Origin of the sequence: Brevundimonas sp. (assembly GCF_032055285.1) — a bacterium.
GTDB lineage: Bacteria > Pseudomonadota > Alphaproteobacteria > Caulobacterales > Caulobacteraceae > Brevundimonas.
On the sequence record NZ_DAMBRE010000006.1, the window covers coordinates 156,046 to 178,222 of the forward strand.

25 protein-coding genes are annotated in these 22,177 nt (G+C 67.2%); 19 read left to right on the top strand and 6 right to left on the bottom strand.

Annotation, left to right across the window (positions count from 1 at the left end; genetic code table 11):
* Positions 1 to 52: 52 nt before the first annotated feature.
* Positions 53 to 988, bottom strand: coding sequence for a ribose-phosphate pyrophosphokinase (locus RTY13_RS14220; protein ID WP_312784354.1), 936 nt, complete (start codon positions 986 to 988; stop codon positions 53 to 55).
* 241 nt (positions 989 to 1,229) lie between these two features.
* On the opposite strand from RTY13_RS14220, the gene RTY13_RS14225 reads away from it, so the two are divergent.
* Positions 1,230 to 2,045, top strand: coding sequence for an outer membrane protein assembly factor BamD (locus RTY13_RS14225; protein ID WP_312784493.1), 816 nt, complete (start codon positions 1,230 to 1,232; stop codon positions 2,043 to 2,045).
* Positions 2,046 to 2,131: 86 nt separating this feature from the next.
* Positions 2,132 to 3,829, top strand: coding sequence for a DNA repair protein RecN (gene recN / locus RTY13_RS14230; RefSeq protein ID WP_312784356.1), 1,698 nt, complete (start codon positions 2,132 to 2,134; stop codon positions 3,827 to 3,829).
* Positions 3,830 to 4,015: 186 nt separating this feature from the next.
* Here the strand turns inward: recN and RTY13_RS14235 are convergent, their stop codons facing one another.
* The 4 genes from RTY13_RS14235 to RTY13_RS14250 all read right to left on the bottom strand — a co-directional run bounded on the left by RTY13_RS14235 (position 4,016) and on the right by RTY13_RS14250 (position 7,505).
* A complete protein-coding gene (locus RTY13_RS14235; protein WP_312784358.1) occupies positions 4,016 to 4,936 on the bottom strand; it encodes a cobalamin biosynthesis protein CbiG in 921 nt (306 codons plus the stop codon).
* Between the two features lie 74 nt (positions 4,937 to 5,010).
* Entirely contained in the window at positions 5,011 to 5,526 is a 516-nt protein-coding gene (locus tag RTY13_RS14240) for a hypothetical protein (RefSeq protein WP_312784360.1), read from the bottom strand.
* A gap of 3 nt (positions 5,527 to 5,529) precedes the next feature.
* Entirely contained in the window at positions 5,530 to 6,315 is a 786-nt protein-coding gene (locus RTY13_RS14245) for an exodeoxyribonuclease III (RefSeq protein WP_312784362.1), read from the bottom strand.
* 107 nt (positions 6,316 to 6,422) lie between these two features.
* On the bottom strand, positions 6,423 to 7,505 hold the full coding sequence (locus RTY13_RS14250; RefSeq protein WP_312784363.1) for a hypothetical protein: 1,083 nt from the start codon (positions 7,503 to 7,505) through the stop codon (positions 6,423 to 6,425).
* 345 nt (positions 7,506 to 7,850) lie between these two features.
* Here RTY13_RS14250 and RTY13_RS14255 point away from each other — a divergent pair, with 345 nt between their 5' ends.
* From RTY13_RS14255 to RTY13_RS14280, 6 genes are read left to right on the top strand one after another with little or no spacing between them, the layout of a single operon-like run.
* On the top strand, positions 7,851 to 8,927 hold the full coding sequence (locus RTY13_RS14255; RefSeq protein WP_312784364.1) for an MBL fold metallo-hydrolase: 1,077 nt from the start codon (positions 7,851 to 7,853) through the stop codon (positions 8,925 to 8,927).
* Complete coding sequence (locus RTY13_RS14260; RefSeq protein WP_312784365.1) at positions 8,924 to 9,697, top strand: enoyl-CoA hydratase; 774 nt, start codon at positions 8,924 to 8,926, stop codon at positions 9,695 to 9,697. The genes RTY13_RS14255 and RTY13_RS14260 overlap by 4 nt, the downstream gene beginning before the upstream one ends.
* A gap of 51 nt (positions 9,698 to 9,748) precedes the next feature.
* A complete protein-coding gene (locus tag RTY13_RS14265) occupies positions 9,749 to 10,258 on the top strand; it encodes an N-acetyltransferase (RefSeq protein WP_312784367.1) in 510 nt (169 codons plus the stop codon).
* A 48-nt stretch (positions 10,259 to 10,306) separates the two neighbouring features.
* Complete coding sequence (locus tag RTY13_RS14270; protein WP_312784369.1) at positions 10,307 to 10,858, top strand: DUF1285 domain-containing protein; 552 nt, start codon at positions 10,307 to 10,309, stop codon at positions 10,856 to 10,858.
* Positions 10,855 to 11,514 carry a CoA pyrophosphatase gene (locus tag RTY13_RS14275; protein ID WP_312784371.1) on the top strand — a complete coding sequence of 220 codons (660 nt, stop codon included), beginning with the start codon at positions 10,855 to 10,857 and terminating at the stop codon, positions 11,512 to 11,514. Before RTY13_RS14270 ends, RTY13_RS14275 begins: the two co-directional genes overlap by 4 nt.
* Positions 11,511 to 12,716, top strand: a complete 1,206-nt coding sequence (locus tag RTY13_RS14280; protein WP_312784372.1) for a CCA tRNA nucleotidyltransferase — start codon at positions 11,511 to 11,513, stop codon at positions 12,714 to 12,716. Before RTY13_RS14275 ends, RTY13_RS14280 begins: the two co-directional genes overlap by 4 nt.
* Here RTY13_RS14280 and RTY13_RS14285 read toward each other — a convergent pair.
* On the bottom strand, positions 12,691 to 13,650 hold the full coding sequence (locus RTY13_RS14285) for an endonuclease/exonuclease/phosphatase family protein (RefSeq protein ID WP_312784373.1): 960 nt from the start codon (positions 13,648 to 13,650) through the stop codon (positions 12,691 to 12,693). The two genes, RTY13_RS14280 and RTY13_RS14285, sit on opposite strands and share 26 nt — an antisense overlap.
* A 287-nt stretch (positions 13,651 to 13,937) precedes the next feature.
* On the opposite strand from RTY13_RS14285, the gene RTY13_RS14290 reads away from it, so the two are divergent.
* The 11 genes from RTY13_RS14290 to RTY13_RS14340 all read left to right on the top strand — a co-directional run bounded on the left by RTY13_RS14290 (position 13,938) and on the right by RTY13_RS14340 (position 22,037).
* A complete protein-coding gene (locus RTY13_RS14290) occupies positions 13,938 to 15,317 on the top strand; it encodes a DUF2793 domain-containing protein (protein WP_312784374.1) in 1,380 nt (459 codons plus the stop codon).
* A gap of 5 nt (positions 15,318 to 15,322) precedes the next feature.
* A complete protein-coding gene (locus RTY13_RS14295; protein WP_312784376.1) occupies positions 15,323 to 15,478 on the top strand; it encodes a hypothetical protein in 156 nt (51 codons plus the stop codon).
* The gene (locus RTY13_RS14300; protein WP_312784378.1) at positions 15,475 to 15,747 is read left to right on the top strand and encodes a hypothetical protein; all 273 of its coding nucleotides are present in this window, start codon (positions 15,475 to 15,477) and stop codon (positions 15,745 to 15,747) included. The genes RTY13_RS14295 and RTY13_RS14300 overlap by 4 nt, the downstream gene beginning before the upstream one ends.
* Complete coding sequence (locus RTY13_RS14305; protein ID WP_312784380.1) at positions 15,744 to 16,127, top strand: M15 family metallopeptidase; 384 nt, start codon at positions 15,744 to 15,746, stop codon at positions 16,125 to 16,127. The genes RTY13_RS14300 and RTY13_RS14305 overlap by 4 nt, the downstream gene beginning before the upstream one ends.
* Positions 16,124 to 16,549 (top strand): hypothetical protein, encoded by a 426-nt coding sequence (locus RTY13_RS14310; protein ID WP_312784381.1) that lies wholly within the window; start codon positions 16,124 to 16,126, stop codon positions 16,547 to 16,549. The genes RTY13_RS14305 and RTY13_RS14310 overlap by 4 nt, the downstream gene beginning before the upstream one ends.
* Before the next feature lie 445 nt (positions 16,550 to 16,994).
* A complete protein-coding gene (locus RTY13_RS14315) occupies positions 16,995 to 17,852 on the top strand; it encodes a flagellin (RefSeq protein WP_312784383.1) in 858 nt (285 codons plus the stop codon).
* A gap of 109 nt (positions 17,853 to 17,961) precedes the next feature.
* Positions 17,962 to 18,768, top strand: a complete 807-nt coding sequence (locus RTY13_RS14320) for a flagellin (protein ID WP_312784385.1) — start codon at positions 17,962 to 17,964, stop codon at positions 18,766 to 18,768.
* Between the two features lie 115 nt (positions 18,769 to 18,883).
* Positions 18,884 to 19,738 (top strand): flagellin, encoded by an 855-nt coding sequence (locus RTY13_RS14325; RefSeq protein WP_312784387.1) that lies wholly within the window; start codon positions 18,884 to 18,886, stop codon positions 19,736 to 19,738.
* 113 nt (positions 19,739 to 19,851) lie between these two features.
* Complete coding sequence (locus RTY13_RS14330) at positions 19,852 to 20,664, top strand: flagellin (protein ID WP_312784388.1); 813 nt, start codon at positions 19,852 to 19,854, stop codon at positions 20,662 to 20,664.
* 114 nt (positions 20,665 to 20,778) lie between these two features.
* Positions 20,779 to 21,021 (top strand): flagellar protein FlaG, encoded by a 243-nt coding sequence (locus RTY13_RS14335; RefSeq protein WP_312784389.1) that lies wholly within the window; start codon positions 20,779 to 20,781, stop codon positions 21,019 to 21,021.
* A 134-nt stretch (positions 21,022 to 21,155) separates the two neighbouring features.
* Entirely contained in the window at positions 21,156 to 22,037 is an 882-nt protein-coding gene (locus tag RTY13_RS14340) for a flagellin (protein ID WP_312784391.1), read from the top strand.
* Positions 22,038 to 22,177 lie beyond the last annotated feature (140 nt).

Consider the following 22,177-nt stretch of genomic DNA (forward strand, 5'->3'; position numbering starts at 1 on the left):
CGCTCCTGAAACAGATGCGTCTTATATCGCTGAGGGAATGGTTATTCGAAGGTTAATCGAACAGCTTCGAGACCGATTCCTCGTTGGCGATGCGACGGATAGCTTCGCCGATCAGGGGGGCCACGGAAACCGCGCGAATCTTCGAGCAGTTCAAAACTTCGTCAGGCTGTTCGATGGAATCGGTGATGACCAGTTCCTTCAGCGGGCCGTTGGTGACGCGCTGCACCGCCGGTCCCGACAGGACGCCGTGGCTGATATAGGCCGAGACTTCGGTCGCGCCGCGGTCGATCAGGGCCTGGGCGGCGTTGACCAGGGTGCCGCCCGAATCGACGATGTCATCGAACAGGATGCAGCGGCGGCCTTCGACGTCGCCGATGATGTTCATGACCTCGCTCTCGCCCGCCTTGGGGCGGCGCTTGTCGACGATGGCCAGGTCCGCATCCAGGCGCTTGGCCAGGGAGCGGGCGCGCACCACGCCGCCGACGTCGGGCGAGACGATCATCAGGTCGTCGCCGCGCGGGTAGTGGTCCTTTATGTCCTGGGCCAGCACCGGGGTGGCCACCAGGTTGTCGGTCGGAATGTCGAAGAAGCCCTGGATCTGACCGGCGTGCAGATCCATCGTCAGGACGCGGTCAGCACCGGCGCGGGTGATCAGGTTGGCCACCAGCTTGGCCGAGATGGGGGTGCGGCCGCCGGTCTTCCGATCCTGACGGGCGTAGCCGAAGTAGGGCATGACCGCCGTGATCCGCCGCGCCGACGCCCGCACCAGGGCGTCTGTCATGATCAGCAGCTCCATCAGGTTGTCATTGGCCGGATAGGAGGTCGACTGGATGATGAAGACGTCCTCGCCGCGGACATTCTCCTCGATGACGGCGAAAACCTCGTTGTCGGCGAATCGTTTCACTTGAGCCTTGGTCAGCGGCATGTCGAGGTGGGCGCCGATGGCCTGGGACAGAGTCCGGTTCGAATTGCCAGAGAGCAGCTTCATGACCGGTCATCCTTTTGCCGTCTTCGCTGCGCCAATGAGCGCAGTCGTTTCTGGACGCGCTCTTTAGCAGCGGATCGTTTTGCATCAACCCGTCATGACGGATTTCGCTGCATTGGCATGGTGGCTGTCGCTGCTATAGAGGTCGCCTAAACGACAGCGGCGCACCGGGGGTGCGCTGCAGCCAAGGCATCTTGAGAGGTCGCCCTTGCCCGCTTCGAAGTCTCGTTCCGGCCTGATCCTGATGACGGTCGCCGTCGCCGCCCTGACGGTCTCCGCCTGTTCCGGGACCAAGCCGCGCCAGCGACTGGCCTATGAAGAGCGCCCGGTCGAGGCGCTCTACAACACCGGCTATCAGCGCCTGCAGTCCAAGCGCTGGACCGACGCCGTCGACTATTTCCAGGAAGTGGAGCGTCAGCACCCCTATTCGGAATGGTCGCGCCGCGCGATCCTGATGCAGGTCTACGCCTACTATCAGAACAACAACTATCAGGACGCCATCGCGGCGGCCGATCGTTTCATCGCTCTGTTCCCCGGCAATCCCTCGGCGGCCTACGCCTTCTACATGCGCGCCATCTGCAACTTCGAGCAGATCGTCGATGTGGGCCGCGATCAGGCTTATGCCGAGGCCGCCCTGGCCGGTTTGCGCGACGTGGCGCGTCGTTACCCGAGCACGACCTACGCCACCGACGCCCGCATCAAGATCGACATGGTCAATGACCAGTTGGCCGGCAAGGAAATGACCGTGGGCCGTTTTTACCAGCGCGCCAACCAGCCGCTGGCGGCGATCAATCGCTACAAGACGGTCATCAACAATGACGCCTTCCAGCGCAGTTCGCATACGCCGGAGGCTCTCTATCGTCTGGTCGAGGTCAACCTCGCTCTCGGTCTGACCGAAGAGGCGACCCGCAACGTCGCCGTTCTGGGGCACAACTATCCGGGCAGCCCCTGGTACGCAGAGGCCTACGCCCTGCTGACCGAGCGCGGCGAGCGTCCGGACGTTCAGCCCGAGGCCAAGCGCGAGAGCTGGCTGCAGCGGATCATCCCCGGCGGGGCCTGATCCTTTGAGGGGGCGCATGCGAAAGACGCTGCGTTCCCTTTCTGTTTCCGGCTACAGTGGGCTGTAAAGTCGAATCAAGCTGGCCCATGCTGACCACACTCTCGATCCGTGACGTCGTCCTCGTCGACGCCCTCGACCTGGAGGTCGGCGAGGGGCTGACCGTGCTGACCGGCGAGACCGGGGCCGGCAAGTCCATCATCCTCGACGCCCTGGGCCTGGCGCTCGGCGCGCGGGGCGACGCGGGACTGGTGCGTTCCGGCGCCAAGCAGGCCGTGGCCACCGCCGTCTTCACGGCCCCCGACGACGAGGCCCTGATCGCGCTTCTGGCCGAGCGTGGGTTCGAGGTCGCGCCGGGCGAGGAACTGATCCTGCGCCGCGTCGTCTCGGCCGACGGCCGCAGCCGCGCCTATGTCAACGACCAGCCGGCAAGCGTCACGGCCCTGCGCGAAATCGGCGCCCTGCTGGTCGAGGTGCATGGCCAGCACGAGACCGTCGGCCTGCTGGACTGGAAGACCCATCGCGCCTTGCTGGACAACTACGGCGGCCTGCAGCCCCAGCTGTCGGGCGTCGCCGCCGCCGCCGAGCGTCTGAAGGCCGCGCAGGGCCGTCTGGACGAACTGGAAGCTTCCGCCGCCGAAGCCGCCGCCAAGGCCGAGGAGATCGCGCTCAATCTCGCCGACCTCGACGCCCTGGACCCGCAGCCGGACGAAGAAACCGAACTGGCGGGCGAGCGCGCCATCCTGGGCGCGGCAGAAAAGGCCGTGGCCGACTTGGCCGACGCCCGCAACCTGCTGGGCGGGGACAAGCTGAGCCAGCGTCTGGCCTCGGCCCTGCGCGCCGTCGAACACGCCCGCCAGCGCGCCGTTCAGGCCGGGGCTGAGGGCGACAATCCCATCATCGTCAAGCTGGCCCTGGCGGCCGAGGCCGTGGACCGCGCGCTCGTCGAGGCGACCGAGGCCGTCGCCGCCGTCGACGCCGCCGCCGACGCCTTCGACTTCGAGCCGGGCCGTCTGGACAAGGCCGAGGAGCGCCTGTTCAGCCTGCGCGCCGCCGCCCGCAAGCTGAACACCACAGTCGACGCCCTGCCGGCGCTGCGGGTGCGCCTGCGCGAACAACTGCGCCTGATCGAAGACGGAGCCGAGGCCCTGACCAACGCCCGTCGTGACGTGGCCGTGGCGATCGAGGCCTATGATGTGGCCGCCATGCTGCTGACCTCGGCGCGCGAGGCGGCGGGAGATCGTCTGGTCGCCGCCGTCATGGGCGAGCTTGGCCCGTTGAAGCTGGAACGCGCCCGGTTCCGCGTGACGCTGGAGTCCATCGAGGGCCGTCGCGGGCCGCTGGGCGTCGAGACGGTGCGATTCGAGGTCGCCACCAACGCCGGAACCGCCTTCGGCCCGCTGGACACCGTGGCCTCGGGCGGCGAACTGGCCCGCTTTGCTCTGGCGATGAAGGCGGCTCTGGCCAGCCGCGAGGACCAGCGCCAGCCGGTCATGATCTTCGACGAGGTCGATCAGGGTGTCGGCGGCGCCGTGGCCGAGGCTGTGGGCGGGCGCCTGCAACGCCTGTCCAAGGGCGCTCAGGTCCTGGTCGTGACCCACAGCCCCCAGGTCGCCTCGCGCGGTCACGCTCACTGGAAGGTCCGCAAGGCCGACGTGGACGGCCACACCCGCACCTCCATCGACGTGCTGGAACCGCACCCGCGTCAGGAAGAAATCGCCCGGATGCTGTCGGGGGCCGAGATCACGGATGAGGCGCGGGCGGCCGCGCGGGTGCTGATCGGGTAGGGCGCCTTCCTTCTCCCATTGAGGGAGAAGGTGTCATGCGCAGCATGACGGATGAGGGGTGTCGGCGCCGCCTATTAAATCTTGTCGATCCGAGGGGTGAAGTCGCCATCGGAACCGACGCGCTCACACCCCTCATACGAGCGCCTGCGGCGCCCACCTTCTCTCTCAACGGTAGAAGGAAGAAGGTCAGACCCCCAGGATCCAGCCTTCTTCGTTCTCGATCTGGGCCACCAGGGCCTCATCCGCCGTCTTCGGCGGGGCGAAGGCTTTCTGCAGGGTTCCGGCGTCGTCCATCTGAGCGAAGGCTTCGGCGGCGGTGCGGACCTGGGCCTGGGTCTTGTATTCCTTGACGCCTTCGGCGCTGACCTGGCGTTTGGCGTCGAACAGGGCGGGCCAGACCTCGACGACGACGGCCGACAGGGGCTCGACGTCGGCCTCGGTCAGTTCACGCCAGCCGGTGTTGAAGGGCCAGACAGCGGCCGAAGCGCCCAGCTTGTCCAGCAGGCGGCGCAGCATGGGCACGCCCAGCAGGGTCAGGCCGCCGACGGCGCCCGCGCCGTGCATTTGCCAGACGCTCTTGGGCGGCAGCTTGTCCTTGCGCGCGGCCAGTTCGGTAGCGCGGAACTCGGGGATGTCGGCGCCGGCGCCCTCGGGCGGCTTGGTCGTGGTCAGCCAGCGCTGGGCCTGGCTGGCGGGCGCGCCCCAGAAGGGCCAGGGCTGGTCCGTCATCAGCCGGTTCATCTTGGCCGCGACCTGATAGCGGTTGTTGGTGTTGTCGGCCTTGTCGACGATGTTGGCGGACATGAACTTGCCCATGGCCTCCCACGGACGGCCGTCTAGCTTCAGGCGCCCGGCCGTGCCGGCGGGGAAGCCGAAGTCGAAGTCAAAGCCGACCAGGACGCGGTCGCCGCGCTTGCGGTGTTCGGCCAGCAGGTCGGCGATCAGTTTCTCGCCCTCGGCGCGCGTGGCGACGTTGTGGGTCTCGGTATAGAGGCGGAAGCGCACATCGCGCTTGGCCACGCCGACCCACAGGGTCTGCTCGCCCAGCTTCTTGCCTTCGGCGGCAGTCCAGTCGGCGATGATGTAGGCGTCGAAGAGACGGGCCACGGCGGGCTCCTGAGAACACGGTAAACAGTAGAGGCGGGGGTTCTAGCCTTCCATGGCGAGGCCGGGAAGGGCGATCAGCGCTTCATCAGGGCTTCGACGTGCGACAACCAGCGGCGCCCCAGCCGCAGGGCCTCGGACGGCGAGCCGGTGGAGGCCGGCAGGTCGGCGTCCCACAGGGCCAGTTCGAACTCGGGGCTGTGGATGTCGCTGAACATCAGGCGCAGGACGACCTGCTCGGCCTCGGGCACCACGACGTCCAGATCCTTGCGCAGAGCGCCGCGCCGGGCGCGGGCGACCACGTGGCCGTCGATGATGATCTCGCCGCCCTCGACCTCGTCAAACCCATAGACCAGACCTTGCGATCCGCGTTTCCACAGCACCACCACCTGACCGCCGTCGAAATCCAGACCCGCGGCCCTGCCCTCGGCGGGCGACAGGGCCTCGGTGTCGGCCTTGACCCCCAGCGTCTTCAACAGGGCCCGTTTCAGTCGCCGCTCGGGCTCCATCCACCAGGACAGCATCAGGGCGCCGGTCGTCAGGAAGGCGGCGGTCAGGGCGATCAGCAGGATGACCCTGAACGCCTCGCTCATGGGTCAGGCCTCCAGGTCGAGGTCGACCACCACGGGGACGTGGTCGCTGGGCTTGTCCATGTCGCGGGCCTCACGGTGGGTCTCGATCCCGCGGAACCGGTCGGTCGCCTGGGGCGACAGCAGGGCGTAGTCGATGCGGATGCCGTTGTTCCTCTGCCAGGCGCCGGCCTGATAGTCCCAGAAGGTATAGGTCCCCTTGGGCTCCCCGCCCAGCTCGTGGGCGTCGGACAGGCCCAGCCACTTCATGGCGTTCAGCGCCGCGCGGGTTTCCGGCTGGAAAAGGGCGTCGTTGACCCAGTCGTCGGGCTTGGCCGCGTCGTCGGGCGTCAGGATGCAGTTGTAGTCACCGCACAGGGCCAGCGGCTCCTCATAGGCCAGCAGAGCCTTGGCGTGGTCGTGCAGACGCTGGAACCAGGCCAGTTTGTAGGGAAACTTCTCGGTCCCCAGCGGATTGCCATTGGGCAGATAGATCGACGCCACGCGCACCGGAACCGGCGCCTCGATCACGGCCTCGATGTAGCGGGCCTGCTCGTCGCTGTCGTTGCCGGGCAGGCCGCGCCGGATGTCGGACAGCGGGAACTTCGACAGGATGGCGACGCCGTTATAGGTCTTCTGACCGTGGGTCTCGACGTTGTAGCCCAGGCTCTCGAAGGCCTCGCGCGGGAATTTCTCGTCCACGCATTTGATTTCCTGGAAGCAGACGACGTCGGGATTGGCCGATTCCAGCCAGGCCAGCACGGTGGGCAGGCGGGCGTTGACCGAGTTCACGTTCCAAGTGGCGATGCGCATGAGCCAAAGCTAAGGCGCGTCGCGTTCGGCGAAAAGGGCTCGCCAAAAACAAAGACGCCGCCGGATGGCTCCGGCGGCGTCTCGGTCGTTTGAAGGTAGGGCGTCGCTTAGGCTTGCGGCGTCGCAGCCGGAGGCGTGGTCGTCAGCTTGCAGCCGCCGCCGATCTGCTGGGCGGTGGCGCAGGGATAGACCTGCTGGATGGCATGTTCGGCGTTCTGACGAATGATGAAGCCATCTGACCCGGCGCAGGTCATTTCGATGAAGCGGCCATTGGCGTTCTGACCCATCAGGCGGACCTGCTGCACATCGCAGGCGGCGGCGTCCGAACCGGGCAGCCAGGACTTGACGCTTGCGGCCTGTTCAACGGGCGTGGTGAGGAGGCAGGTGCTGTTCTGGCTGACGACCTGAAGGCACTCGGTCTTTTCCCAGCCGGAAGCGTTTTTCTCGATCCAGTAGCCATCGGCGCCGGCGCAGCCGATCTCGTAGATCACGGCGCCGTCGCCGGAACGACCGCGCACCTTGGCGTCGTCAACCGTGCAGGCAACGCCAGCCTGGGTCGCGTAAGCCTTCAGGAAGCCCTGAATGTCCTGGTTGCCCGGCAGGGTGCACGTCGGGCCAGTGGCGGGAGCTTCAGGATTGGCGGCTCGGGCGGCCTGGGCTTGACTGTCGAGAACGACGCAATCGGCCGTTTGCGGGGGCGTCGAGGCGACGAGGATGTAGCCGGGGGCCCCGGCGCAGGTGACTTCATAGATTTTCGACTGCTCGGCAGATTGGCCAAGGAGCTTGGCTTCACCGACCGTGCAGGTCGTCGATGCGGCGGCCAATACGGCCTCGGCTTCCGTCTTGATCACCGCCGGATCAGGCGCGGCCGCCTGCTGCTGGCGTCGGTTGCCACGCTGCTGGCGGTCGCTTGACGGGGCGCTGCGCGTGCGGCGGGGCGTGACGGTTTCGGAGGTGACGCCATCCCCGCCAGGGCGGCTGGTGTCGGCGCCGGGGCGGTCAGCCTTGTTGTTCACGAAAGTCCCGTCCTGGGCTGACGCGAGCGAAGGGCTCAGCGTCATGACAGCCAGGCCGACGGCAATCCCCATTGCGCGGCTGAAACGTTTGATAGTCACGATAAGGGCTCCCTCGGCCTCTGGTGAATGCGGCAAGCCTTGGCGAGGTCTTGCGAGCGGGTCAAGCGCGGCCAAGCGAACGGGGCTCGACAACCGCCACAGCTAGAACGCCGATCTGCCCTGTCCGTAACGCAAGAATGGACTTGATGCACTGTATGTTCGGAAAGACGCGATGATGATGTCGTCGGCGCCCGCGCAGGCCATTTCAACACATACGGTCATTGTCGTTTTCACCGACTAGTCGCGCCTGTTGCACGTCGCAATGGGCCGCTTCGGACCCAGGGAGCCAAGTCCTCATCGGCGCAGCCCGTTCGACCGGGGCGATGAAGGCAAGTTTCATCAGTCCTTGATATATGAATGGGTGTGGACCGGACCCGAGCAATCCGCTTAAACCTAGGCAAGTTGCGATTGGAGACGGACTTGGCGGACGGCGTGACAAGCGATGAGGCGGCGACGACCCTGCGCGGCCTGACCTATCCGTCAGGGCCGCCGCCTGAGGTCGGTCAGGCTGTCGAGGTCGCGCAGGGCGTGTTGTGGCTACGCCTGCCGCTGCCGATGACGCTGGACCACATCAACGTCTATGCCCTGGCCGACGGCGACGGCTGGACCCTGGTGGATACGGGGCTGAAGACCAGCGCCTCTCGCGAGGGCTGGGAGGCGGCGTTCGCGGGACCGCTGGGCGGCAGGCCGATCAAGCGCGTCATCTGCACCCATATGCACCCGGACCATATCGGTCTGGCGGGCTGGTTGTGCGAACGCTTCGATGCGCCTCTGCTGATGTCGCGACTGGAGTATGTGACGGCCCGGATGCTGATCGCCGACGAGGGCCAGGCTGCGCCGGATTCGGGCGCGGCCTTCTATCGCGCCGCCGGTTGGAACGACGAACAGATCGCGCGCTGGCGGACCGGATATGGCGCATTCGGCAAGGCGGTGGCGGCCATGCCCTCGGCCTATCTGCGCCTGTCTGAAAACGATGTGTTGCGCATCGGCGACGGCGACTGGCGGGTGGTGATCGGCGAGGGCCATTGCCCCGAACATGTCTGTCTGTGGCGCGAGAGCGACGGCGTTCTGCTATCGGGCGATCAGATACTGCCGCGAATTTCCTCTAACGTCTCCGTCTGGCCGACCGAGCCCGAGGGCGATCCCCTGGGCGAATGGCTGCGCTCGCTGGCGGCGCTGAAGGCGCGGATGCCCGGCGATCTGTTCGTCCTGCCGTCGCACGGCGAGCCCTTCTATGGCGTCACGATCCGGCTGGAGGCCCTGATCCGCGGCCACGAGGTGGCGCTGAAGCGACTGGAGCGGACGCTGAAGACGCCGTGCCGCGCCGTCGATGTCTTCTCGGCCCTGTTCGCGCGCCCGGTGGGTGACGCGGTGCTGAGCATGGCGACGGGCGAGGCCATCGCGCACTTGAACTATCTCGCCCGCGAGGGGCGGGCCCGACGCGACCGTGATGAGGCGGGCGTCGATTGGTGGACACTGACGGAGGCGGCGCAATGAGCGAACACATCAAGATCAATCTGGACGGCGGCGTCCTGACGGTCGTCTTCGACCGGGTGGACAAGAAGAACGCCATCACCCAGGCCATGTACACGGCCCTGGCCGAGGCGACCGAACGGGCCAAGACCGACGACGCAGTGCGCGTGGTCCTGTTCCGCAGCGAGGGCGACTCGTTTTCGGCTGGCAACGACATCGCCGACTTCATCGCCATCGGTCAGACGACCGGCGACATGGTTGAAATGGGCGTGTTCCGTTTCCTGAAGTCGCTGGCCGATCTGGACAAGCCCGCGGTGGCGGCGGTGCGCGGGCGCGCGGTGGGCATCGGTCTGACCCTGCTGCTGCATTGCGACATGGTGGTGGTGGCCGAGGACGCCTTGCTGTCGGCGCCCTTCATCAACCTGGCCCTGGCGCCCGAAGCCGCCTCGACTCTGCTGCTGCCGGCGGTGATCGGCCATCAGCGCGCCTTCGAGATCTTCGCGCTCGGCGAGGCCATCGACGGCAAGACGGCCCTGGCCTGGGGCATCGCCAACCGCGCGGTCGCGGCCGATCAGGTCGACGCCACGGCGCGCCAACTGGCCGACAAGCTGGCCCAGCGGGCGCCCAACTCGATCCGCAAGACCAAGGCCCTGATGCGAGACGCCGAAGCCCTGTGGGGCCTGATGCAGCGCGAGGCCGAGGCCTTTGGTTCGCAGATGCGTAGTCCCGAGGCGATGGAGGCCTTCATGGCCTTCAGCCAGAAACGGACGCCGGATTTCACGAAAGCCGGCTGATTTCTCGCAAACGCGATTGATTCGAGGGGGCAGGGGGTCTAGGCGCCGCGCATGAACGCCGTCGCCGCCCCAGTCTCCGTAGAAACCGCAACCCCGGTCCGCATCGAGCGAGAACGATCGGGCGATGCAGCGGCGGTCGACGCCCTGGTGCTGGCGGCCTTTGGTCCCGGCCGGTTCGCCAAGACGGCGGAGCGGCTGCGCGAAGCCGCGGCTCTGACTGCGGGCTTCTCGGCGTTCGAGGGCGAACGGCTGATCGGTTCGGTGCGGCTGTGGTCGATCGCCGTGGGCGAGGCGCGGTCGGTGTTTCTCGGCCCCATCGCAGTGGACGCGAGCAGCCGTCGCGGCGGGCTGGGGGCCGAACTGGTGCGAGCCTGTCTGGAAGAGGCCAAGGCGATGAAACTGGACGGCGTGCTGCTGATCGGCGATCCGCCCTACTTCTCGCGCTTCGGCTTTGTCGCCGCGCCCCGGGCCGTGTTCGCCGGGCCGGTGGATCAACGCCGGGTGATGTGGCTGCCGATCAGCACGGTTGAGCCGGTTGGGGCTGTGCAACCGGTCGCCTGAGGGCGGTCCGACCTTCCTTTGCCGCGCGACGCGCCCCATAGTTCGCCTATGATCAACCCTGCGACACCGCTTGGCCTGTCTGGCGTCGCCGAAGCCGCGCGACAGGCGCCCGGGCGTGGCCTGCCGCCGGTGCATCTGTGGCATCCCGAACATTGCGGCGACATCGACATCCTGATCCGCGCCGACGGGGTGTGGATGCACGAAGGTTCGCCCATCGGCCGGGCCGAGCTGGTGCGGCTGTTCTCGACTGTGCTGCGGAAGGACCCGGACGGCTATCATCTGGTCACGCCCGCCGAGAAGCTGAAGATCAGGGTCGAGGACCTGCCGTTTCGGGCGGTGACCGTGCAGGCGGCGGATGGGGTTCTGAGCTTTACGACCGACATGGGCGATGTGGTTGAGGCGGGGGCGGAGCATCCCATCGTGGTCGAGACCGACGCCGCGACGGGCGAACCGGCGCCGCGCGTCCATGTGCGGGCCGACCTGTGGGCGCGGATCGCGCGGGCGGTCTTCTATGAACTGGTCGAGCGGGCCGAGGCGGTGGATGGGCAGTTGCTGGTGCGATCCAGCGGCGAAGCCTTCTCTCTGGGAGGGCTGGAATGAGCTGCGACAGCTTGAGGAAGCGCCTGATCGCGCGGCTGGACCCGGTGGAGTCGTGGTCGCCTGAGCGCTCGCCGATCCGCTCGGACTTCGACCTCAACCCCGGCATGGCGCGTCCGGCCAAGGAGTTGCGACCCGCCGCCGTTCTGGTGCCGATCATCATGCACGACGACGGCCCGACCGTGCTGATGACGCGGCGCTCGGACAGCCTGGCCAGCCATACAGGCCAGATCGCCTTTCCCGGCGGCCGTCTGGACCCAGGAGAGACGGCGGGGCAGGCGGCGCTGCGCGAGGCGTTTGAAGAGGTGGCGCTGGACCCCGGCGTGGTCGAACTGCTGGGGCTGGGCGATCCCTATGAGACGGGGACCGGGTTTCTGGTGACGCCGGTGGTCGGCTGGCTGACGAAGCGGCCGTCGGTTACGCCCTCGCCGGACGAGGTGGCCGAGGTGTTCGAGGTTCCGTGGGACTTCCTCATGGACCCGGTCAATCACCGCCGCGACTTCTATGATCGGGAAGGCGCAAGGCGCTGGTTCTGGGCCATGCCGTTCGAGGAACGCTACATCTGGGGCGCGACGGCGGGCATTCTGAAGGGGCTGTTCGGGCGCCTATATGGCGACGAGGCCGAACCCCTGTCGGCGGCGGCCGAGGACGCCGCGTGAACCATCAACTAGAGGGGCAGGACTGGCTGACGGCTTCGGCGACACGGGCGGTCATGGCGGCCCTGGCGGCGGCGGGCGGGCCGGACTGCGCGCGCTTCGTCGGCGGCTGCGTACGCAACGCGCTGATCGGCTCCCCCATCGACGACATCGACATCGCCACCGCCCTGACTCCCGACGCGGTGGTAGCTGCGCTGAAGGCGGCGGGGCTGCGCTCGGTCCCGACCGGCATCGAGCACGGCACGGTGACGGCGATTTCGGAGCATCAGCCGTTTGAGATCACCACCCTGCGCCGTGATGTCTCGACCGACGGGCGGCGGGCGACAGTGGCCTTCACGACCGACTGGACCGAGGATGCGGGGCGACGCGATTTCCGCCTGAATGCCCTCTATGCCGATGCGAACGGCGTCATTTTGGATCCGACGGAGCAGGGCTACGACGACGCTCTGGCGGGGCGGATCGTCTTTGTCGGGGAGCCTGAGGGACGCATCCGCGAGGACTATCTGCGCATCCTGCGCTTCTATCGTTTCTACGCCTGGTATGGACGCGGCGCGCCGGATGCGGCGGCGGTGGCGGCCTGTTCGGCTCTGGCCGAGGGCGTCGAGCAGTTGTCGGCCGAACGGGTGTCCAAGGAGCTGCTGAAACTGCTGGCTGCGCCCGATCCGCGTCCGGCGGTACGGCTGATGGATGAGGCGGGGGTCTTGGCGCGGGTCCTGCGGGAGCCCGGTGATTTAGTGCTGTTCGAGGCGATGACGGATTTGAGCGGGGATGCGGTGCTGCGGTTGTCGGCCCTGCTGCCTGACGAGCCGGCGCGAGTGGGCGAAGTCGCGCGAGGCCTGCGGCTGTCGAATGCTCAACGCGACCGGCTGGTCGAGGCGGTCAGCGGGCAAGCGACGACGGCGCTGGCGGAGCCGCAGGCGCGGGCGCTGATCTATCGCGGCGGGCGGCAAACCTTCGAGGATCGTATCATGCGGGCTTGGGCGGCGGGCGGCGAGGCGGATGGGGCGCGGCGTCTGCTGGCCCTGGCGCAGGACTGGGCGCGGCCGACCTTGCCCGTTGGCGGGCGCGATCTGGCGCAGCTGGGCTTGAAACCGGGGCCGGAGACAGGGCGGGTGCTGAAGGCGTTCGAGGACGGCTGGATCGCGGACGACTTCCCCGATCACGGCCACGAAGACCGGCTCAGGGCGCTTCTGCCGCCAGTGTGAACCGCGTGATGATCGGGCGGTGGTCCGAGCCGGTCTTACGGCCCAGTTTGCGTTCCAGCAGGGCCAGATCGGGCGAGCGCCAGACCTGATCAATGGTCATGGCGGCGGCTGAGGGCAGGGCCGAGGGCCAGGTGCCAGGCCAGCCTGGGGCGGGGATCAGACCGGCCTCGGCCTGGATCTGACGACCTATGCGGGCGCTGGAGACGCTGTTGAAGTCGCCCGCCGCGATGACCGGGCCGGTCATGTCGCGGCGGATGGCGGCGAGCGCTGTGGCCTGATTGATCTGCCCCCACTGATACATGAACGGCCAGGGCCGGGTCAGGTGGGCGCCGACGATGTTAACGGGGCCGAGCGGCGTCTGGGCCACAGCCGCCACGGAAACCAGACCGTCGGGCCGGTCGGCGATGGCGATCAGAGGATAGCGCGAAGCGATGGCGGCGCGTGCGGCCCCGCTGGGCCGATCCACGCGGGCGTTCAGCACGCGATGAGGATAGCCCGCCAGCACCCGGTCCAGTTGGGCCGAGGGCGCGTCGCCGAGTTCCACCAGCACCACGATGTCGGGGTTCGCCTCTTTGATCGAGCGCGTGATGGCCTCGACGTCGGTGTTCCAGGCCCAGAGGTTGGCGGAATAGAGGGTCAGCGTGGGCGCGCCCTCGCGGGGGAGGGGGCCGCCCTTCGGCAGCCACTGAGGCCAGACCGCAAGAATCAACAGGGCCGTGACGCCCAGGCTGGCTATCATGGCGGGCCGCAACCTCAGCACGGCGTAGATCAGGGTCAGCACCAGGGTCGCCGCCAGGGCCGGGGCGACGAACTGGGCCAGCAGGTCGGTCCAGCGGTGTCCGATCCCTGACAGGGCTGACAGGGCGACAGCGGCAGGCACGGCGACGAGGCCGACCGCGGCCAGGTGAACCAGAGCCTTCAACGGAGAGATCAAGCGGACTTCCTCGCGAACTGACGCGGCGGACCGCATCCTTGGCCTATCCGACCGAGGCGGCGCGTGTCGAGTGCGCGGCTGTACGTTGAAGGCGGCACGTCGCGCGCAATCCGATGCGCCAAATCCGGTGATTTCCCGGCTTTGGCGCGCGCTACGGCGCATCAGCGCGCCGCAGCGGCGGGCCTCAGCAGACTGATCCTCCATTCCTTGGAGATCATTCGATGAGCGACGACGCCAGCGCGCGGCTGGGCCTGCCCTAGCTGGCGGCAGGACAACTGCAGAAACACGTGACCCTGAACGAGGCGCTGACGCGTCTGGACGCCCTGACCCAGACGGCGGTGGTCAGCCGTACGGTTGCAGCCCAACCGGCCGCGCCCGCCGACGGGGCGCTCTACATCCTGCCAGCCAGCCCGACCGGCGCCTTCTGGGCCGGTCGCGCGGCGGGGACGATGGTCCGCGCTGAGGCCGGGGGATGGACGGTGGTCACCGCACCCGATGGCCTGCTGGTCGTGGTGCTGGACAGCGAGGAGGTGCTGGTGCGCCGCAGCGGGGTTTGGGCGCCGCTGTCCTCAGGTGCGGATGAGCCGGTCACGGCCCTGCAGAACCTGACCCGTCTGGGTGTGAACACTGAGGCGGATGCGATCAACGTCTTCGCGGCGCGCGTGAACAAGACGCTGTGGACTGCGCTGGAGAGCGAGAGCGGCGGCGACGGCGACCTGCGCTTCACCTTCAACAAACAGGGGGCGTCGGACGTCCTGTCGCTGCTGTTCCAGAGCGGCTGGGGTGGGCGGGCTGAACTGGGGCTGATCGGCGACGATGACTTGCGCCTCAAGGTCAGCGCCGACGGCGGAACCTGGCGTGACGCCTTTTCGGTGGATCGTACCACGGGGCGGATGACGTTCGCGCGCGGCGCGGCGCGTAGCGAGACCACGGTCGTGACAGCCGATGGAAGCTGGACGCCGCCGGCCTGGGCGCGATGGGTTGAGGCGGTTTGCGTGGGCGGCGGCGGCGGCGGTGCAGGCGGGGTTTCGGTCGCGCGCTGGCCGGCTGAGGCGCTGACGAGCGCGCTGGCTATAGTGGTCGGCGCCGGCGGGGGTGGCGGCGCGACGGCTGGGGCCAATGGCGTCGCGGGGGCCAACAGCAGCCTGTCGCTGGGCGGGAACGTGCTTCTGACTGGAGAGGGCGGTAAGGGCGCTGCGGGCGGCGGCACGACGTCTGGTTTGGGCGGCGCGGGCGGCGGCGGACTGGTGCGAGGCAACGCCGGGGGGGACTCATCGATCTCGACGGCGGGGGGCTCCGGGCTGGCGTTGAGCCGGCCGGATGGCGCGGGCGGCGGCGGGGCGGGCGGCGGCGTCAGCACCTCCAATGTGGGAACCAGCGGCGGATCTGGCGGCGACGGTGCCATCTTGCACATTCGCGCGGCGGGCGGGTTGGGACGCACGACGACGGGGCTGGCAGGCCAGGCCTCGCCCATTCCGAGCCTGTCCTGGGCCGGCGGCGGCGGGGGCGGCGGGGGCGGGGCCACGGAGTTGTTCGGCGCCGGCGCCGCCGGCGCGGCGGGAGGGCTGTTCGGCGCTGGCGGAGGCGGGGGCGGCGCAGCCGTTTCCACCATCGGCGCAGGCGGCGCGGGTGCGGCGGGCGTCGTCTGGCTGACGGCGATCGGATGAACGCCATGACCCGATATTTCGACCGCCTCCTCGAACCCGACCTGCTGGACGAGGAGGTCTGGGCCGCGCCCGAGCGGCTGACCCCCGATGATTGTTTCGACCAACTGGGCAGCGACTGGCGCAGGCCCGCCGCGCCCAGCGATCAGGAGGATGAAGGATGAGCGAGATGGGCCGAAACGAGATCGGGTTGGCCGAGGGCCGCTGGCTGTGGCGCCGCCTCTCCGTCTTTGTCGCCAGCGCGGCGCTGTGGCTGTTGCTGGCGCGGGCGGTGGGGCGGACGGCCCCCGCCGACCTGCCGCGCGTGGCCGACGGGCTGATGGGGCTGATCGCCCTGATGCTGGTCCTCTATCTGGTGGCGCCGACGGCCCAGCAGATGATCGCCATGCTGGCCAATCTGCGCCTGCGTCTGGCGGCGGGAGGGAAGGGATGAGCTTTCGCCTGTCGCAACGCTCGCGCGCTCGGATGCAGGGCGTCCATCCCGACTTGATCGCCGTGGTCGAGGCGGCGATCCGCCGGACCGAGGTGGACTTCATGGTGACGGAGGGGCGGCGCGATGCGGCGCGTCAGGCGACCCTGGTCAAGGCGGGGGCCAGCCGCACGCTGAACTCGCGGCATCTGACCGGGCACGCCGTCGACGTCGCCGCCCTGGTGGAGGGCCAGGTGCGCTGGGACTGGCCGCTGTATGGGGCGATCGCCAAGGCCTTCAAGGCGGCGGCGCGCGATCTGCGCATCCCGCTGACCTGGGGCGGTGACTGGCCCCGGCTGAGGGACGGCCCGCACTTCGAGCTGGATCGGAGGGCCTATCCATGAGGGCGCGCGATCTGGTGCGGACGCTGACGCCGCTGGGGTGGCTGGCGCTGGTCGGGATGGCGGTCGTTCTGCTGGCGATCGCTGGGCGCGGGTTGGGGTTGAAGTGGGATCCGTTCGGCTTGCAGCAGCGGCGGATGGAAGCCGCCGAGGCGCGCGCCACCCAGGCCGAGAGCGACGCCGAAGCCCGGCGCATCGAGGCGGCGGCCGGGGCGCAGCAGAGCGCGCGCGTCGAAATTCATCACCGACAGATCCTGGCCGTGGAGCGGGCGACCGTCGCGGCCGTCACCCAGGCGAGGAGCGCCTCCGATGCGAATGAACCCCTGGACCCTGTGCGGGCTGATCGCCTTCGCGCTCATGACCGCGAATTGTGCCGGCTCGCGCCCGATCTCGACGGTTGCGTCGCCGCGTCTGACCCTGCCTGAGGCCGCGACACGCGCTTGCGCCCTGGCGACCCTGCCTGAAGCGCCCAGCCTGGCGGACCTGGAAGCCGCCTATCTGACGCGCGGGGCTCAGCTCGTCGCCTGTGACGGAGCGCGGCGGCTGGCGGTCGAGACGCTGACCGCCGAACGGGCGATGCAGGACCGGTGGGCCGAGGCGGGGGAGGGGCGGAATAAACGGGACAGACCCGACTGAGAATACGCTTTTTGCCGGGTGAGTCGGCAAAATTTGCCGGTTGAGGTCGCCGCCCGGCAAAACTTGCCGCGTGGAAAACGTGGTTTACCAAATCTAACGTATAAAAATCAGTGAGTTGAAAAATGCGAAGGCTGAGCCGTCTCTGGCACTGTCCTTGCTGAGTGTCTTCCCGAGCAGAAAGCTCCCGGCAGCCAAAATGGCGTCGGACATGTCGAAGACACAAGGATGGCCAAAATGGCTAACAGCATCAACACGAATGCTGGCGCGCTCATCGCGCTGCAAAACCTCAATGCGACCAGCCGTGACCTCAACGTCACGCAAAACCGCGTGAACACAGGCCTGAAGGTTTCCTCGGCCAAGGACAACGGCGCGATCTTCGCGATCGCCACCAATCAGCGCGCTGAAATGGGCGCCCTGGACGCCGTCAAGAATTCCATGCAGCGCGGCCAGTCGATCGTCGACGTGGCCCTGGCCGCCGGCGAGACCGTGGTCAAGGCTCTGGAAGAGCAGAAGAGCCTGGCGGTCGCCATCTCCAACGCCACGGGCGACGCCCTGAAGGCCTATGTCACCGACTACAACGCCCTGGGCGCTGAAATCACCAAGGCCTTGGCCGGCGCCACCTTCGACGGCGTGAACCTGTGGACCGACACCACGGCCGCGGGCGCCACCATCAGCGTCAAGACCGGCACGGGCTCCACCGACAACTTCGTGCTGAAGGGCGGCGCCGCCGCCACGACCGCCACGGCCCCGGCCAGCGCCACCGCCCTGGTCATCTCGAACTATACGACGCCCAGCGCCGCCGACATCACGGCCATGCAGGGCCTGACCACGGTCGTCACCGGCTCGATCACCTCCTTCACCAGCGAACTGGGCGCCATGGGCACCAAGTCGAAGTCGCTCGAGCGTTCGCTGATCTTCACCAACAAGATCCAGGACGCGGTCGAGGTCGGCATCGGCAACCTGGTTGACGCCGACCTGGCCAAGGAAAGCGCCAAGCTGACGGCGCTGCAGACCAAGCAACAACTCGGCGTCCAGGCGCTGGGCATCGCGAACCAGTCGAGCTCGATCCTGCTCGGCCTGTTCCGCGGCTAAGAATTAAGGGCGGGTTTCCAGAGGCTCGCCTCTCGATAAGCACTCCCCCTGAGCAGAATGCTCGCGGCGCCAGAACGGCGTCGTCCATATAAAAGTAAGGACCACCAGTATGGCCAACAGCATCAACACGAACGCCGGCGCGCTCGTCGCCCTGCAAAACCTGAACAACACGAGCCGTGATCTGTCGATCACCCAGAACCGTGTGAACACCGGCATGAAGGTTTCTTCGGCCAAGGACAATGGCGCCATCTTCGCCATCGCCACCAACCAGCGCGCCGAGATGGGCGCCCTGGACGCCGTGAAGCAGTCGATGCAACGCGGTCAATCGATCGTCGACGTGGCCCTGGCCGCCGGCGAAACCATCACGAAGGCGCTTGAAGAGCAAAAGAGCCTGGCGGTGGCGATTGAATCCTCGGTCGCCGGTTCGGCGGCTGAAACGGCCTACCTGGCTGACTTCAACGCCCTGGGCAATGAAATCACCAAGGCTCTGGCGGGCGCGACCTTCGACGGCGTGAACCTGTATTCGGCCGCGGCCGCCGATGTTCAGGTCAAGACGGGCACGGCCACGGCCGACGTCTTCACCCTGAAGGCCACCGGCGGCGCCACCACTGTCGCCACCGCCGGCGGGTCGATCCTTCGCGCAGGCGCCACGGCTACGGCTGTGGACACGGCGCTGAAGGCCTTCACCGCTGAACTGGGGGCCCTGGGCACCAAGTCCAAGTCGCTGGAGCGCTCGCTGACCTTCACCGGCAAGATCCAGGACTCGATCGAGGTCGGCATCGGCAATCTGGTGGACGCCGATCTGGCCAAGGAAAGCGCCAAGCTGACGGCGCTGCAGACCAAACAACAACTCGGCGTCCAGGCGCTGGGCATCGCGAACCAGTCGAGCTCCGTGCTGCTGGGCCTGTTCCGATAAAACGAGATTGAAAGCGGGCCTGCGGGCCCGTTTTTGATGAAGGAGACTACCCCGAGCAGAACGCTCACGACGTCAAAATGACGCCGAAAATGTAAAACACAAAGGAACTGCCAAAATGGCTAACAGCATCAATACCAATGCAGGCGCCCTGATTGCTCTGCAAAACCTAAACAACACGAGCCGTGATCTTGCGATCACGCAAAATCGTGTGAATACGGGTCAGAAGGTTTCTTCGGCCAAGGACAATGGCGCCATCTTCGCCATCGCCACCAACCAGCGCGCCGAAATGGGCGCTCTGGACGCTGTGAAGAACTCGATGCAGCGCGGTCAATCCATCGTCGACGTGGCCCTGGCCGCCGGCGAGACCGTGGTCAAGGCGCTGGAAGAGCAGAAGAGCCTGGCGGTCGCGATCTCCAATGCGACCGGCGACGCTCTGAAGGCCTATGTGACCGATTACAACGCCCTGGGCGCTGAAATCACCAAGGCCCTGGCCGGCGCCACCTTCGACGGCGTCAACCTGTTCACGGACACGACGGCTGCGGGCGCGCCCATCAGCGTCAAGACCGGCACCGGCGCGACGGATAGCTTCAACCTGAAGGGCGGCGCTGCGGCGTCCACCGCGACCACCGTGGCCAGCGCCACGGCTGTCACCGTGGCCGACTACAATGCGCCGACCGCCGGCGAGAAGACGACCCTGACCGGTCTGACCGGCGTGGTAGACGGGGCCATCAAGGCCTTCACCGCCGAACTGGGCGCCCTGGGCACCAAGTCCAAGTCGCTGGAGCGTTCGCTGACCTTCACCAGCAAGATGCAAGACGCCCTCGAAGTGGGTGTCGGCAACCTGGTGGACGCCGATCTGGCCAAGGAAAGCGCCCGCCTGACCGCCCTGCAGACCAAGCAGCAGCTGGGTGTGCAGGCGCTGTCGATCGCGAACCAGTCGAGCTCGGTGCTGCTCGGCCTGTTCCGCTAACCGAATTGAGGGCGGGGCTTCGGCCCCGGTCTTGATGAGACCACCCCGAGCAGAATGCTCCCGACCGCCAAAACGGCGTCGGAAATGTCGAAGACAAAGAAGGAAAAGCTAAAATGGCTAACAGCATCAACACCAACGCAGGCGCTCTCGTCGCTCTGCAAAACCTGAACAACACGAGCCGTGATCTCGCGATCACGCAGAACCGTGTGAACACCGGCCAGAAGGTTTCTTCGGCCAAGGACAATGGCGCCATCTTCGCCATCGCCACCAACCAGCGCGCCGAGATGGGCGCCCTGGACGCCGTGAAGCAGTCGATGCAACGCGGTCAATCGATCGTCGACGTGGCCCTGGCCGCCGGCGAAACCATCACGAAGGCGCTTGAAGAGCAAAAGAGCCTGGCGGTGGCGATTGAATCCTCGGTCGCCGGTTCGGCGGCTGAAACGGCCTACCTGGCTGACTTCAACGCCCTGGGCAATGAAATCACCAAGGCTCTGGGCGGCGCCACCTTCGACGGCGTCAACCTGTTCTCGGCGACGACGGCTGACGCCATCTCCGTCAAGACGGGCACCGGCTCTGGCGACGTCTTCACCCTGAAGGCGGCTTCGACCGCCGCTACGGCGGTGGCGACGGCCGGCGGCGCGATCCTTCGCGCGGGCGCTACGGCTGCGGCCGTGGACACGGCGCTGAAGGGCTTCACGGCTGAACTGGGCGCCCTGGGCACCAAGTCCAAGTCGCTGGAGCGCTCGCTCAGCTTCACCAGCAAGATGCAAGACGCCCTTGAAGTGGGTGTCGGCAACCTGGTGGACGCCGATCTGGCGAAGGAAAGCGCCAAGCTGACCGCCCTGCAAACCAAGCAACAGCTGGGCGTGCAGGCGCTGTCGATCGCGAACCAGTCGAGCTCGGTTCTGCTCGGCCTGTTCCGTTAACAAGTGGTCGGGGGCGGGTCTTCGGGCCCGCCTCCGTTCGCACGTCAGGAGACAGGAGGCGCGGCGTCGCCGCGTTAAGGGGAAATGGCAGATAATGTCGCAAGACTGCCGAGCGTGACCCTCGTTCAGCCGGACGCCTATGGTCAGGGCGTCGAGGCGCAGCCGAAACCGGTGCGGGAAGAACCCGACGCCGGCCGCTATCGGCTGACGATTGAAGAGGGGCCAAACGGCTTTGTTTACAAGACCTTGGATCGTGTTACGGGCGAAGTTATCCGCCAGTTGCCGCGTGAAGAGGTGATGAAGATGAGCGCCAGTCCAGCCTACGGGGCAGGCGGAGTGATCAAGACCAAGGTCTGATCCTCGACAGTAGCTTGGAACCGCAGCGCCGCCGGCTTGCCGGACGGCGCCGCGTTCGTTTCCACGCCGTTAACCATACGATCAGGAATCAGGGTTAATGCTAGCCTCCAGAATTGAAACTGGGGCTAGAAGCCATGTCTAACAGCGTTCTTACCAATGCGTCCGCGCTCATAGCGCTCCAGAATCTGAATTCGACGAACAACAAGCTGGCCGCGACCCAGAGCCGAGTGAACACCGGCCTGAAGGTTCAGGGCGCCAAGGACAACGCCGCCACCTGGGCTATCGCCCAGAACCAGCGGGCGGACACGGGCGCTCTGGAATCTGTCAAGACCAGCATGAACCGCGCTACCTCGCTGGCCGACGTCTCGCTGGCGGCTGGTGCGCAGATCTCGGACCTGCTGATCGAGCTGCGCGAGAAGGCGACCGCCGCGGCCGACCCTTCGGCGACCGTTGCGTCGCGCAAGGCTTACAACGACGAGTTCCAGTCGCTGCTGAAGTCGCTGGATTCCTTCGCCAAGAACGCGACCTTCGACGGCGAGAACATCCTGAACGGCACGGTCACGACGGCTTTGGATTTCCTGGCCAACGTCGGCGCCACGGAAACCATTTCGATGAACCGCCAGGACCTGTCGCTGAACGGCGTTGGCCTGCAGCTTCCCGCACGCGCTGCCGCGGCCGGTCCGCCCGTCGTGACGGCGCGCCCGGCTGGCCCGCCGCTGCTGGACACCCTGGAGAATGCGCAGGAAGCCTTCACCGCTGTGGTGGCGGCCCTGGACGACGCCAACGGCAAGCTGGCGGAACTGGGCGCTCAGTCCAAGCAGATCGAGAAGCACAACATCTTCGTCGGCAAGCTGATGGACTCGCTGGAAGTCGGCATCGGCAATCTGGTGGATGCGGACATGGCCAAGGAAAGCGCCCGCCTGCAGGCGCTTCAGGTCCAGCAGCAGCTGGGCGCACAGGCCCTGTCGATCGCCAACCAGGCGCCGCAGATCATCCTGTCCCTGTTCAAGGGCTGATCTATCTGAAGTAGCGAGGCGAGCCGTGGCCAAGTGAAATCGGCGGCGGCTTGCGTCGGCTTGGGCGTGGCATCAGGCCGTAGAGGCTGGCCAGGTTCAGGAACAACCAACGCAGGTACGACATGGGTTCTTGACCCTCT